We start from the raw sequence: 14904 nt of genomic DNA, 5'->3' as shown, positions 1-14904 counted from the left end.
CGAACAATCACGAAAAACAGTCCCGAAATCCATTATGGCCACCGAACGGAACTGATCCGATTCGGTGGCCATAATGTCATATCATCGGCCTAGTGGCGGGCGCATGTCACGCCGGCTGCTTGGCCTTGCCCTCCATCTCGTCGCGCTGCTCGCGGCTGAGACCGGGGATGAGCTCCGGGTCGCCGACGATCGCGTACTCCTTGACGAGCTTGCGGTCGAGCTTGGACGGAATCATCGTCACCGGGGCGAAGAAGTTGGACTCGACGAACGGATCCTCGCTGGTGGCGGTGTCCTTGGTGCGGATGGTCTGCACGATGCGGATGATGCCGCATACCATGACGAACGCCACGGTGACAAGGAACACGGCCGAAAGCGTGCCCTGGATGAACGTGTTGCGCACGATGGCCTTTTCGATGGCGATCTGCTCGGGGTCGGTCAGCGTGGCCAGTTTCGCGTTGGCGTCACGCCACTGCTGCCAGTAGCCGACGGCGGAATCGGTGGAGAAGATCTTCTGCCACGACGCCACGAAGGTCACGGCCGTGTCGAACACCAGCGGAATCAGCGGAATCCACGCGTACTTGACGAAGCCCTTGCGTACCACCATCACGGTGACCACGAGCAATGCCACGGCGGCTATCAGCTGGTTGGCTATACCGAATAGCGGGTATAGCGTCTGGATGCCGCCTCGAGGATCGGTGACGCCCATGAGCAGCAGCGAACCCCACGCCGCGACGACGACCGCCGTGCAGGACCATGCGCCGATGCGCCATGACGGGTCCTTGAACTTCGGCCAGATGTTGCCCAACGCGTCGGACAGCTGGAATCGTGCGACTCGTGTCACGGCATCCACGGCGGAGAGGATGAACAGGGCCTCGAACATGATGGCGAAGTGATACCAGAAGCCCATCATCGCCCGTCCACCGCCTATCTGGTGCAGGATGTGCGCCATGCCGACGGCCAGTGTAGGCGCGCCGCCGGTACGGGAGACGACGGAGGGTTCGCCCACGTCCTTGGCGAGCTGGCGGTACGCGTCGGCGTCGGTGTAGACCTTGTCATTGCCGTTGGCGTCCCAGGAGTCCCATTCGGCGTGAATCTTGTTGCCGTGCACGTCGGTGACGCCGAGGTTCTTCACGGCCGCGGCCATGATGTCCTCCTTGTCCTTGGCGACCTGCACGACGGCCGGGCCGGCGAGCTTCTCGCTGGTGGCCTCGGACGTGTTCATACCGAAGTAGATGCCCTGGTTGAGGGAGATGGCGGCGACGATGGCCATGACGGCCACGAACGACTCCATGAGCATGCCGGCGTAGCCGATCATGCGGGTCTGGCTTTCCTTCTGGATCATCTTCGGCGTGGTGCCGGAGGAGACCATGGCGTGCATGCCGGAGAGGGCGCCGCAGGCGATGGTGATGAACAGGAACGGGAAGATGGCGCCTGCGAACACCGGACCGTCCGTGTTGGTGGCGAAGGCGGTGACGGCGGGCATCTCGACGATCGGACGGACGATGATGATGCCGAGGGCGAGGATGCAGATCGTGCCGACCTTCATGAACGTGGAGAGGTAGTCACGAGGCGTCAGCAGCAGCCAGACCGGCAGGATGGCGGCGAAGAAGCCGTAGATGACCATGCACCACACCAGTGCGGTGGGGGACAGGTGCAGGTACTGCTGGCCGAACGAGGACTCGGACACCCAGCGGCCCGCGATGATGACGAAGATCAGCACGGCGAAGCCGACGATGGACACCTCGGTGATCTTGCCGGGCTGCACGTAGCGCAGCCACAGGCCCATGCAGATGGCGATCGGGATGGTGCAGCCCACGGAGAACACGCCCCACGGGGAGGCGGCGAGCGCGTTCACGCAGATCATGGCGAGCACGGCGAGCACGATCATCAGCATGACGAACACGATGATGGTGGCGACGGAGCCGCCGATGTGGCCGATCTCATCCTTGGCCATCTGGCCGAGGGAACGGCCGCCGCGTCGCATCGAGAAGAACAGGACGAGCATGTCCTGCACGGCGCCGGCGAGGCACACGCCCACGATGATCCAGATCGTGCCGGGCAGGTAGCCCATCTGCGCGGCGAGGATCGGTCCGACGAGCGGGCCGGCGCCGGCGATGGCGGCGAAGTGGTGGCCGTAGAGCACCACGCGGTTGGTGGGGTCGAAGTCCTTGCCGTTGTTGATGCGTTCGGACGGCGTGGCGTTGCGGTCATCGGGCTTCATGATCTTCTGCTGGATGTACAACGCGTAGAAGCGGTATGCGATCGCATAGGTACACACGGCCGCGATGACGAACCAGATCGTGTCGACCTGCTCGCCACGGACGATGGCGATCATCGTCCACGCGAGAACACCCAGAGCGGTGATGATCACCCAGATGATCACCTTCTTCGGCGTCCATTTGTAATCGGGCTCCACTCCTACGGGGACACCCTGCTTGTTCCTGATGATGCGGGATTCCTCTTCTTTTGTGTAGGAGGGAATCTCCTTGCGTTCAGCCACTGTTGTTGACATGGCCCCTTCTCCTTACGGAAACGCGACTTTGCGTTTCTGATTTGTAAAGATACGTTGGAGGAACGGGACTGTCAAGGGTGTTTTTCGCTGAATTCATCTACATGTTTCCGTCGTGTTTCGTAGGCGGCGTTGAGGCGTTTACGCCGCCGTCGAACAGCTGTTCGAAGATTGCGTCGTGATGCGGTATTCTGGGATGCGGCAAAAACGTGGTGAGGAAACATCGAGGTAGGGAACAGTGGCAAAAGCGAACACCGCCATGGAATCCGTTGCATGGCTTCACGACGGCAAGGAGGCGGAAGGCTCGTTGGTGGCCGATCTGTCGTCCGTGCCCAACGACCGAAAGATCGTGATACAGGGTGCGCGCGAGCATAATCTCAAGAACGTCGACCTGGCGTTCCCCCGCAACAGGATGGTCGTCTTCACGGGGCTCTCCGGCTCGGGCAAATCGTCGATGGCGTTCGACACGCTGTTCGCCGAAGGCCAGCGGCGGTACGTGGAGTCGCTGTCCGCGTATGCGAGGCAGTTTCTCGGCCAGATGGACAAGCCCGACGTCGATTTCATCGAAGGCCTGAGCCCTGCCGTATCCATCGACCAGAAGACCACGAACCGCAACCCGCGCTCGACCGTCGGCACCATCACCGAGATATACGACTATCTGCGATTGCTTTTCGCCAGGACGGGCGTGCCACACTGCCCGGAATGCGGCGAACTAGTCACCGCGCAGACGCCACAGCAGATCGTCGACACGCTCATGTCGCGGCCCGAAAGGACGCGTTTCCAGATTCTCGCGCCCGTGGTCAAGGGACGCAAGGGCGAGTTCGTCGAGATGCTCGAGCTGCTGCGGTCCGACGGCTACGCCCGAGCGCTCATCGACGGGAAGATGACGCAGCTGTCCGACGACATCAAGCTCACCAAGCAGAAGAAGCACACCATCGAAGTGGTCGTGGACCGTCTGGTCGTCAAGGACGGCATGCGGCAGCGCCTCACCGACTCCGTCGAGACGGCGCTGAAGCTCGCCAACGGCGTGGTCGTCGCCGACTTCGTGGACGTCGACGCAAAGGACCCTGCACGACGTCAGCCGTTCTCGGAGAAACGCAGCTGCCCGAACGGGCACCAGCTCGAACTCGACGAGATCGAACCACGCACGTTCTCGTTCAACGCGCCGTATGGCGCCTGCCCGGTATGCACGGGCCTGGGCTTCAAGCTGGAGATCGACCCAGAGCTGGTGATATCCGACCCCGACAAGTCGCTGGCCGACGGCGTCATCGAGCCGTGGTCGAACACGAAGACGACGTCGCAGTACTACGGTCATGTGCTCGAGGGCCTCGCCGACGAGATGGGGTTCTCCATGGACACCCCGTGGAAGGACCTGCCGAAGGACGTGCGCCAGGCCATCATGTACGGCCATGACTTCAAGGTGCGGGTCTCGTACCGCAACCGCTGGGGGCGCTTGCGTGAGTACTCCACCGGATTCGAGGGCGTGGTCAGGACGCTCATGCGCCGGCACGACGAGACCGACTCCGACTCGATGAAGCAGTACTACGAGTCGTACATGCGCGAAGTGCCCTGCCAGGAGTGCGGCGGCCGCCGACTCAAGCCGGAGGTATTGGCCGTGACCGTGGACGGCAAATCCATCTTCGACGTGTGCGACATGCCCGTGCGCAAGGCGCTGGCATGGGTGAACGGGCTCAAGCTCACCGGTTCGGCCGCCATGATCGCCGGCGAGGTGCTCAAGGAGATCCGGGCGCGGCTCGGATTCCTCAACGACGTCGGGCTCGACTATCTGACACTGTCACGCGCTGCGGCCACGCTCTCCGGCGGCGAGGCGCAGCGCATCAGGCTCGCCACGCAGATCGGCTCCGGACTGGTGGGCGTCATGTACGTGCTCGACGAGCCCTCCATCGGCCTGCACCAGCGTGACAACGAACGGCTCATCGAGACGCTGCACCATCTTCGTGACCTCGGCAATACGCTCATCGTGGTCGAACACGACCAGGAGACCATCGAGCAGGCCGACTGGTTGGTGGACATCGGGCCGGGCGCCGGCGAACACGGCGGCGAGGTCGTCTACTCCGGCCCGGCGAATCATCTCGCCGACGCCAAACGGTCCATCACCGGCGACTACATCGCCGGCAGACGCGCCATCGCGGTGCCCGAACGCCGCCGCAAGGTGCGCAGGACGAAGGCGCTCACCGTGGTCGGGGCACGCGAGAACAACCTCAAGAACATCAGGGTGAACTTCCCGCTCGGCGTGTTCACGTGCGTGACCGGCGTCTCCGGTTCCGGCAAATCCACGCTGGTGAACACCATCCTCTATCCGGTGCTCGCCGACAAACTCAACGGCGCGCGCATCGTGCCCGGCAAGCACACCCGGGTGGAGGGCGTCGACCAGCTGCGCAAGGTCATCCACGTGGACCAGAACCCCATCGGACGCACCCCGCGATCCAACCCCGCCACCTACACCGGCGTATGGGACAAGATCCGCCAGCTGTTCGCCAAGACCCCGGAGGCACAGGTGCGCGGCTACGGCCCCGGACGGTTCTCGTTCAACGTCAAGGGCGGACGCTGCGAGGCATGTCACGGCGACGGCACCCTGAAGATCGAGATGAACTTCCTGCCCGACGTGTACGTGGATTGCGAGGTCTGCCACGGGCAGCGGTACAACCGCGAGACGCTCGAGGTGAAATACAACGGCAAGACCGTCGCCGACGTGCTCAATATGCCCATCGAGGAGGCGGCCGACTTCTTCAAGGCATACCCATCCATCGCCCGCTATCTCGACACGCTCGTGGACGTGGGTCTCGGATATATCCGGCTTGGCCAGCCCGCGCCGACCCTCTCCGGTGGAGAATCCCAGCGCGTGAAACTCGCCACCGAGCTGCAGAAACGCTCCGACGGCAAGACCGTATACATCCTCGATGAGCCGACCACGGGACTGCACTTCGAGGACGTGCGCAAACTGCTTGACGTGCTGCAGGGCCTCGTCGACAAGGGAAACACGGTCATCGTGATCGAACACAACCTCGACGTGGTCAAATCCGCCGACTGGATCATCGACCTCGGGCCGGAAGGCGGCGACGGCGGCGGCACCATCGTCGCCGAAGGCACGCCCGAACAGGTCGCCGAATGCGACGAATCGTGGACCGGGCGGTTCCTCAAGCCCATGCTGGGGTAAGCCATGGCCTCAGGAATGCTCGAACGACATTCGCCCGAGGTGTGGCAGAGAACGGCGGACGAAGTGCGGCACAGCCAGGACCACGGTCCTTCCATATCGGACGACGGCGGGCGGGGGAGCGGGCCTCGGGTGAACGCCAACGGCGCGCCCCTGCTCGGCGACTCCCGTGACCTCTTCCGGCCGAAGACGGGGGACATCCCCGCCGAGCCCGGCGTCTACAAATGGCGCGACGGCGAGGGGCGCGTGATCTACGTCGGCAAGGCGAAGAACCTGCGCAACCGGCTGACGAACTATTTCCAGCCGCTGTACCAGATGCACCCGCGCACCCAGACCATGGTGCTCACCGCCCGCAGCCTGGAGTGGACGGTCGTCGGCACCGAGCTGGAGGCGCTGACACTGGAATACACGTGGATCAAGGAATTCGATCCACGGTTCAACGTGGTGTTCCGTGATGACAAGACCTACCCGTACCTGGCGCTGTCCATCGGCGACGAGTACCCGCGCGTATGGATCACGCGCAGCCGCAAGCACCGCGGCACCCGGTACTTCGGCCCATACGCGAAGGTGTGGGACGTGCGGCAATCACTCGACAAGCTGTTGAAAAGCTTCCCCGTGCGCACCTGCACCGCCAACGCGTTCCGCAAGGCGCAGCTGACCGGCCGCCCCTGCCTGCTCGCGTCGATAGGCAAATGCTCGGCGCCCTGCATCGGCAGGATCTCGGCGGCGGAGCACCGTACGATGTGCGAACAGCTCGTCGGCGTGATGACCGGAAGGCTGGGCAAGTCATACGTGGCGCAGCTGACCGCCGACATGAAGGCGGCGAGCGCCGAGTTGGAATTCGAGAAGGCCGCGCGTCTTCGTGACCAGATCGCCATGCTGAACACGGTGCTGCAGCAGAACGCTGTCGTGTTCGGGACCGACGTCGATGCCGATGTGTTCGGATTCGAATCAGACGAACTGGAGGCGAGCGTGCATGCGTTCTTCGTGCGCGCCGGAACGATCCGTGGCGAGAAAAGCTGGAACGTGGAACGGGTGGAGGATATCGGTGACGACGAACTCATGGCCGACCTCATCACCCAGGTGTATTCGGATGTGATGGGGGAGCGTGCCTCGTCGTCGGCGGACCGCTCCCATGACGGCTCCGCGGTCACCGTTTCGGAACGGAGAAACGCCATCGGATCGACGCAGAGCGTCACCGCCACCGATGCCACGTCCCGGGCCCAGGCCACCCGGTCGCGCAACGCGCGCCAGGAGCAGACGGGCAGGGACGATCTGCTGGCACCCATCGCACCGGTGCCCAGGGAGATCATCGTGCCCATCGAGCCGTCACGGCGCGTCGAGCTCGAACGGTGGCTTGGCGGCATGCGCGGATCGACGGTCACCATCCGCGTGGTCTCCCGAGGCGAGAAGAAGGATCTCATGGACCGCGCCATGGCGAATGCGAAGCAGTCGCTCCAACGCAGCAAGCTGAACCGCATCAAGGACGTCGGCATGCGCACCGAGGCCATGAACGACGTGGCCAGGGCGCTCGGCCTCAGGCAGGCGCCATTGCGCATCGAATGCTACGACATCTCCAACACCGTCGGCGGCATCTACCAAGTGGCCTCCATGGTGGTGTTCGAGGACGGCGTCGCCAAGAAATCGGAGTACCGGCGCTTCGCCATCCGAGGCAAGGACGGCAAGGGGGCGGTGGACGACACCACGGCGTTGTATGAGACACTGACCCGCCGGTTCCGGCATGGCAACATCGCCGGGGATTCCGGCGAAAGCATCGACAGCGAGCGGAGGATCGCCAAGGCCGTCGCGCATATGGACGGCGCCGATGGGCATGCGGATGCCGATACGACCCGAATCGTGCAGCAGAACACCGACCACCGGCATTTCGCATACAAGCCGAACCTCATTGTCGTCGATGGCGGACAGCCCCAGGTCGCAGCCGCCGCCAAGGCCATGGCCGACTGCGGCGTGGACGATGTGGCGCTCTGTGGTCTGGCGAAACGCCTCGAGGAGGTCTGGGTGCCGGACGACGACTACCCCGTGATCCTCAAACGGCAGTCCGAGGGCATGTACCTGCTGCAGCGCGTCCGCGACGAATCCCACCGTTTCGCCATCACCTATCATCGTGAGACGCGCAGCAGGGGAGGGCTGCGGTCGGCGTTGGACGCCATCCCCGGCATCGGATTAAGCCATCAGAAAAAGCTGCTCAGACATTTCGGGTCCGTCAAGGTCATGCGCGGCGCAAGCGTGGAGGAGCTCATGGAGGTCCCGGGCATCGGTGAGAAGAAGGCCACGGCCATCTTCGACGCGTTGCATGACGAGGCCGCGGACGGCGGCGTTTCCGGGTGAGCGTGCACGTCGGTGAACATCACGGGGCCGCATGGTCAATCCATGGGCTAGCATGAGTGCAGAGAAGCAAGGAGCACACCATGACAGAAATCCGGCATCGCGCCGCCGTACTGGGCAGCCCGATCGCGCACTCCCTTTCGCCGCTGATCCACAACACCGCCTACAAGGCCATGGGCCTGGAAGATTGGTTCTACGACAGTCACGACGTCGATGAGCACTCCCTTGCCGATTTCATCAGCGAACTCGATTCCAGCTGGCACGGGCTGAGCCTGACGATGCCGCTGAAGAAAGCCATCATGCCGATGGGCGAGCCGTCGAACCGTTGGGCGGAGAAGCTCGATGTGGCCAACACCGCGGTCTTCGACTGGTCAAGGGGTTCCGGCATGCCGGTGATTCGCCTGTACAACACCGATGTGGCCGGCATCAACCTCGCCCTGACCAATGTGCTCAAGCACGGCGGGAGAACCGTCCCCGAGGCCTTGGCGGGCAACGGCATGGTCATCGGCAGCGGTTCGACCGCCGTCTCGGCCATCGCCGCGCTGTCCACCATGCAGATACAGCATGTGACCATCGCCGCCCGCAGGCCGGAGAAGGCCCACGCGCTGGCCCCCGTCGCCCAGGGATTCGGCATGGATGTGGATGTCATCGCCATGCGGCAGATAGTCGAGGCGGTGCAGGACATGAACATCGTCGTCAGCACGATTCCCGCCCATGCGGCGGATTCCACCGCCATGAGCCTGGGACGGCTGGCCAAGGGGTCGGTCCCGGGAGTGCTGCTCGACGTGGTGTACGACCCCCGCCCCTCCGAGCTGATCCAGGCATGGAGGAGCCTCGGCGGCAAGGCCATCGGCGGCGAGGAGATGCTGCTGTACCAGGCCATCCCGCAGATCGCATACATGACGGGAACCGATTTCGACCGACTCCCGCCGAACCTCGACGCAACCATCCGAACGGCCCTGGAGGAGGTACTGTAATGGCGACGGACATCGACGGCGAAAACAAGGGCGGCGAATCCCCCCAGCCTGCGGACTCCTTCGAGGTGCTGCTCATCACGGGAATGTCCGGGGCGGGGCGCTCCCGCGCCGCCGACAGTGTGGAGGACATGGGCTGGTATGTGGTCGACAACCTGCCTCCGAACCTGCTCGTCCCCCTGGTCGACATGATGACGTCCTCCGGTTCCAAGGTGCATAAGCTCGCCGCGGTCATCGACGTGCGGTCCCGCGCCTATTTCGACGATCTCGCCCAGGTATTCAGCCACCTCGACGACCTCGGCGTGAAATACCGCATCCTGTTTCTCGACGCTGCCGACGACGTGCTCATCCAGCGATATGAATCGGTGCGCCGACCGCATCCGCTGCAGCATGGGCGTCGGCTCATCGACGGCATCGAGGAGGAGCGCACGCTGCTGTCGAATCTCAAGGAACGGGCCGACGTGGTCATCGACACCTCGTCGTTGAGCATTCATGAGCTGTCCACCAAACTGTACGACGCCCTGTTGGGCACCGGTCCCACGACCGTGGCGGTGCACATCTTCAGCTTCGGTTTCAAGTACGGCATCCCCCTGGACGCCGATTTCGTGGCCGACGTCCGGTTCCTGCCCAATCCGTTCTGGGTGCCGCAGCTGCGTGAGCTCAACGGCAACGACAAGCCGGTGAGCGACTACGTGTTGTCCAGCGACGGTGCCGAACGATTCCTCGACTCGTATGCCGAGGCGATACTGACCGCCATAAAAGGCTACTCCCGGGAGGACAAGCATTTCGTCACCATCGCCGTCGGATGCACCGGGGGGCAGCACCGTTCCGTGGCGATGAGCAATGCGTTGGCCAAGCGTTTGCGCTCACAAGGGCTCAATGTCACCGTTTCCGCGCGCGAACTGAAGAAACACCGATGATTCCGCCCTTTTTCGGCTATACGGCATCGAGGGGAATCCGTCATCTCATATCTTGAAATCTTGGGCTGCGACAGTGGGAATACCCTCTGTTTTGTCCACCTGATTCGGTAACACAGATAGCCGGTACACATGTTATTTTCCCGCGAAAACAAGGCTGTGCAACCAATATTGAAGCTGTACAATTTAAAGGAGGTTAGCTCTTGGCTCTGGTAGATGAAGTCAAAAGCGAACTGGCCGCAATAGATGACGAACTGCCTGCAGCCAAGAAGGCCCAGGCGGCCGCCATGATTCGCTTCGGCGGCGGTCTTCACCTTATCCAACGTCACATCGTGGTGGAAAGCCAGTTTGATTCGTTGGCATCAGCTCAGTGGCTGCAACGCACCATTCAGGAGGTCTACGGGCATGAGGCCGACCTGATCAAGGTCGCCCGCAAGACCCCGACCGGGGTCGTCGAACGATACTCCGTCCGTGTGCTCAAGGCCGGCGGCGCCCTCGCCCTGCAGTCCGGTCTGCTCGACCGCCGCAAGCGCCCCGTGCGAGGCCTGCCCGCGGAGATCGTCTCCGGCAACATCGCACAGATTAAGGCCGCATGGCGTGGAGCCTTCCTCGCCCACGGAGAGCTCTCCGACCCGGGCAAGGCCAGCTATCTGGAGATCATCTGCCCCGGCTCCGAAGCGGCATTGGCCCTCGTCGGCGCCGCACGCCGGCTCGGCATCTCCGCCAAGCCCCGTCAGGTTCGCAGTTCCGAGCGCGTGACCCTGCGCGACCCCGACGTCATTGAACGTATGCTCACGCTCATGGGGGCCACACGTACCGCCCGTGAATGGAGCGGCAAGCGCAACGACGGCGAATACCGCGGCAAAGCCAACCGTCTGGCGAACTTCGACGACGCCAACATGCGCCGTAGCGCCAAGGCCGCGGTGGAGGCCAGCGAGAAGGTGCAGAAGGCCTTCAAGATCCTCGGTGACGACATTCCCGAGAACCTGCGCGCCGCCGGCCAGCTGAGGCTCGACCACCGAGACGCCAGCTTGGAAGAGCTTGGCCGCCTGGCCGATCCGCCCGTGACCAAGGACGCCATCGCCGGTCGAATCCGCCGTCTGCTGCAGCTCGCCACCAAGGTGGAGAAGCAGCGCGCCGAGGCCGAGCAGAACCAGTAGGCCGGTCGGGGTCCCGCCCTGTCCTCCGCCCCCGGTTCCGCACTACGACATTTCCGTCCCGAAAGCCGATGATTATCCGTTCGACAAGGTAAGATGCAAGTGGCGCAAGCAGATGCGAGCATCTTCGCGGGAACCGCCAATCGTCGTTCCGGCGTAGCGCCGCAGCAGGAAAGGATACCAATGAAAACTCTCAAGGATCTCGGAAATCTCCAGGGCAAGCGCGTGCTGGTCCGTGCCGATTTCAACGTTCCGCTTGATGGCACCACCATCACCGATGATGGCCGTATCAAGGCCGCCCTTCCCACGATCAAGGACCTGCGCGAGCAGGGTGCCAAGGTCATTCTGATGGCCCACCTCGGCCGTCCGAAGGGCAAGGTCGTCCCCGAACTCAGCCTTGCTCCTGTTGCCAAGCGTCTCGGCGAACTGCTCGGCGTCAACGTCGAACTCGCCAAGGACACCTACGGCGAGGACGCCCAGGCCAAGGTCGCCGCGCTGAAGGACGGCGATGTCGTGCTGCTGGAGAACGTCCGCTTCAACCCGGAGGAGACCAGCAAGGACGAGTCCGTCCGCGAGCCGTACGCCAAGAAGATCGCCGCCCTCGGCGATGTGTTCGTCTCCGACGGCTTCGGCGTCGTGCACCGCGCACAGGGTTCCAACTATGATGTGGCCAAGGACCTTCCGGCCGCCGCCGGCCTGCTCGTCGAGAAGGAAGTCAAGGCCCTCTCCAAGGCCACCGAGAACGCCGAGCACCCGCTGACCGCAGTCCTCGGCGGCGCCAAGGTCGCCGACAAGCTCGGCGTCATCTCCAACCTGCTGGGCAAGGTCGACCGCCTCATCATCGGCGGCGGCATGGCCTACACCTTCCTCAAGGCCGAGGGCTACGAGGTCGGCAACTCCCTGCTTGACGAAAGCAAGATCGACACCGTCAAGGAATACATGGAGACCGCCAAGAAGAACGGCGTCGAGCTTCTGCTCCCCGTCGACGTGGTCGTCAACCCCGGCTTCCCGGCCGGTGACGACGCGGTCATCGATCCGAAGACCGTCGCCATCGACGCCATCCCGGCCGACGAGGAGGCTCTGGACATCGGTCCGGAGACCCGCAAGCTCTTCCACGACAAGATCGTCGACTCCAAGACCGTCGTGTGGAACGGCCCGATGGGCGTGTTCGAGGTCCCGACCTTCGCCGAAGGCACCAAGGCCGTGGCCGAGGCTCTGGTCGACGCCACCCATGCCGGTGCGTTCACCATCGTCGGCGGCGGTGATTCCGCGGCCGCCGTGCGCAACCTCGGCTTCCCGGAGGATGGCTTCTCGCACATCTCCACCGGTGGCGGCGCCTCCCTCGAGTTCCTCGAGGGCAAGACTCTGCCCGGCCTGAGCGTTCTCGACTGATCATTTCCCCATATCGACTCCCGTCTCCGCGGCATCGCCGCCGGGACGGGAGTCGGTTGCTTGCGTAAGGATTTCCATGACTCGCATTCCCGTGGTCGCCGGCAACTGGAAGATGAATTTCAATCATCTTGAAGCCACCTATTTCGTGCAGAAGCTTGCCTGGACGCTACGCGATGCCCATTTCGACTTCAGACGCTGCGAAGTGACGCTCATGCCGCCGTTCACTTCGATCCGCAGTGTGCAGGTGCTCATCGAAGCGGACAAACTCAAGCTCACCTATGGTGCACAGACCGTTTCCGTCACCAACCAGGGCGCCTTCACCGGCGATGTCTCCGCCGACATGCTTGCCAGCCTCGGTTGCACCTATGTCATCGTTGGTCATTCCGAACGGCGCAAATACCATCCCGAGGACGACGCCAACATCGTCGACCAGGTCCGTGCCGTGCTCGCCGCCGGCATGAAGCCCATTCTGTGCGTGGGGGAGAGCTTCGAGGAACGCAGACAGGGCATCGAGCTCGAATTCGCGGTCGGTCAGGTGCAGGATGTGATTCGCGATCTCTCGGACAAGGAAGCCGAGCAGATGCTCATCGCCTATGAGCCCGTATGGGCCATCGGCACCGGTATGGTCGCGACTCCTGAATCGGCGCAGCAGGCGGCGGCTGCAATCCGCTCCCATCTCGCCGAGGTCTATGGACAAGACGTAGCCGAACGCATCCGCATCCTCTACGGCGGATCGGTCAATTCGTCCAAGGCCACGCAGCTTATGGAGGAAGGCCCCGATATCGACGGATTCCTTGTAGGGGGAGCCGCGCTCGACGCCGATGAGTTCGCCACCATCGCGCGCCTCACCGCCAAAGCGGCAAAGGCCCGACGATAGAGCCGAACGGACATCGACTTTATCCCGAGCATGGAGTATCGTAAATACGAGTTAATCGACCGGAGGTAACCGTGGCCATTGTCAAGATCGTTCTTGAGATCATCGTCGTCATCGCCAGCATCCTGCTGACCCTGCTGATTCTTATGCACAAGGGCAAGGGCGGTGGCCTTTCCGATATGTTCGGCGGCGGCCTGACGGCGAACGCCGGCACCTCCGGTGTCGCGGAAAAGAACCTGAACCGTCTTACGGTCATCGTCGCCCTCATCTGGGTCGCCATCATCATCGCTTTGGGGCTCATGGCCAAGTACAATCTCATCTGAGGTCTTTCGAACGGAGACGTTCGTGCCCGCGGGGAAAACTCTCCGCGGGTTTTTATTTGCCCGGGCATGGGCCGGCATATAGTCGCCATACGAACGCACTCCTATATATAGGTATATAGAGTAATCAGGGAGGAACCATGACCGACGAGCGCTTCCGCATGATCGTCGCCGATCTTGATGGCACGATGCTTCATGACGCCGACACCTTCGAAGGACGGTTCATGACGCAATACACCATCGACACCGTCAAACGGATGCATGACGATTTCGGCGTGAAGTTCGCCATAGCGACCGCCCGTCCGGTCAGCACGGCCATGGAATTCGTCAGGCGTCTACCGGTCGACGCCTGTGTCTATCTCAACGGTGCGCTATTGGATTTCAGCCCGTCGAAGTCCGATGAGCGGTTGCTCACCAGTGGAGTGCTTCCATCGGACGGCCACCTCATGAAAGTGGGATTCTCCTCTCAACGAGCCTGCGAGGTCTGCCGCTTCATTCTCGATGAACTACCGGGCATTCGCATCGGCATCGTCATGAACGACGTCCGATACACGAACTTCGACGTGCGTGCGATGTGGAAGACGCAGTCCTTCCAGTACACCGATTTCACCGATGTGCCCGAAGGCGTCGCCGACAAGATCATCATCCTCCCGAAGCCGGAGCAGTGGAGCCGTCTGCGTGAGATCATTCCACCGGATTTTGAGGTCAGCATCAGCGAAGGCGTCATGTGGATGCTGATGAACCCATTGGCCAACAAGGACCACGCATTGAACTTGCTTTGTGAGAAATTGAACATCCCGTTGCAGGCGACGGCGTCCTTCGGCGACGATCTCATCGATATCAGCATGCTTGAACGTTCCGGCAGGGGAGTGGCGGTGGCGAACGCCAACCCCCACGTGCTGGACATCGCCGATGAAATCTGCCCTGCGAATAACGAGGATGGCGTGGCCCAGTGGATTGAACATCACTACGGCATGTAGTGAAGGACAGCACCGCTGCCTTGTTTTCGCATACGCGAAAAAGAACGCGAAAACAATCTTCCATAGTTACGTAGTTCCGTGGTTGTAATATACCCTCCTACTATGTATCTAGTTTCAAAACCCCCTTCTGATGGTTCAAGGATTGAACCGCTAAACGTCATCCCGGCATGTTCAAATATTGAACTAAATAATGAGTTCAATGCAGGTCGTGCTACAGTCTGAACCAGCTGTATATTGAACTTATGTTTTTGAACCCAAGG

The 14904-nt window shown here is 62.4% G+C and carries 10 protein-coding genes; 9 read left to right on the top strand and 1 reads right to left on the bottom strand.

Going from position 1 to position 14904, the window contains the following annotated elements; genetic code table 11:
- Positions 1-106 precede the first annotated feature (106 nt).
- Entirely contained in the window at positions 107-2512 is a 2406-nt protein-coding gene (locus KIH77_RS05550; RefSeq protein WP_219100105.1) for a carbon starvation CstA family protein, read from the bottom strand.
- A gap of 256 nt (positions 2513-2768) precedes the next feature.
- Between KIH77_RS05550 and uvrA the strand changes: the two genes are divergently transcribed.
- From uvrA to KIH77_RS05505, 9 genes are all read left to right on the top strand, one after another.
- Positions 2769-5687 carry an excinuclease ABC subunit UvrA gene (gene uvrA, locus KIH77_RS05545; RefSeq protein ID WP_219100174.1) on the top strand — a complete coding sequence of 973 codons (2919 nt, stop codon included), beginning with the start codon at positions 2769-2771 and terminating at the stop codon, positions 5685-5687.
- A 3-nt stretch (positions 5688-5690) separates the two neighbouring features.
- Positions 5691-8033, top strand: a complete 2343-nt coding sequence (gene uvrC, locus KIH77_RS05540; protein WP_236024495.1) for an excinuclease ABC subunit UvrC — start codon at positions 5691-5693, stop codon at positions 8031-8033.
- Positions 8034-8113: 80 nt separating this feature from the next.
- Entirely contained in the window at positions 8114-9007 is an 894-nt protein-coding gene (locus KIH77_RS05535; protein WP_219100104.1) for a shikimate dehydrogenase, read from the top strand.
- Positions 9007-9924 (top strand): RNase adapter RapZ, encoded by a 918-nt coding sequence (gene rapZ, locus KIH77_RS05530; RefSeq protein WP_219100103.1) that lies wholly within the window; start codon positions 9007-9009, stop codon positions 9922-9924. Before KIH77_RS05535 ends, rapZ begins: the two co-directional genes overlap by 1 nt.
- 200 nt (positions 9925-10124) lie before the next feature.
- Positions 10125-11081 carry a DNA-binding protein WhiA gene (gene whiA, locus KIH77_RS05525; protein ID WP_219100102.1) on the top strand — a complete coding sequence of 319 codons (957 nt, stop codon included), beginning with the start codon at positions 10125-10127 and terminating at the stop codon, positions 11079-11081.
- A 180-nt stretch (positions 11082-11261) separates the two neighbouring features.
- Entirely contained in the window at positions 11262-12470 is a 1209-nt protein-coding gene (locus KIH77_RS05520; protein WP_219100101.1) for a phosphoglycerate kinase, read from the top strand.
- Between the two features lie 70 nt (positions 12471-12540).
- On the top strand, positions 12541-13347 hold the full coding sequence (gene tpiA / locus KIH77_RS05515) for a triose-phosphate isomerase (RefSeq protein WP_219100173.1): 807 nt from the start codon (positions 12541-12543) through the stop codon (positions 13345-13347).
- Positions 13348-13418: 71 nt separating this feature from the next.
- Positions 13419-13667, top strand: coding sequence for a preprotein translocase subunit SecG (secG, locus tag KIH77_RS05510; protein WP_219100100.1), 249 nt, complete (start codon positions 13419-13421; stop codon positions 13665-13667).
- Positions 13668-13804: 137 nt separating this feature from the next.
- Positions 13805-14644 carry an HAD family hydrolase gene (locus tag KIH77_RS05505; RefSeq protein WP_219100099.1) on the top strand — a complete coding sequence of 280 codons (840 nt, stop codon included), beginning with the start codon at positions 13805-13807 and terminating at the stop codon, positions 14642-14644.
- The last annotated feature ends 260 nt before the right edge of the window (positions 14645-14904 follow it).

The sequence above is a fragment of the Bifidobacterium pluvialisilvae genome (genome assembly GCF_019331695.1).
GTDB classification, from domain to species: domain Bacteria; phylum Actinomycetota; class Actinomycetes; order Actinomycetales; family Bifidobacteriaceae; genus Galliscardovia; species Galliscardovia pluvialisilvae.
Note: the sequence above shows the minus strand (reverse complement) of the source record. Positions and strands in the feature narration are given on the sequence as shown.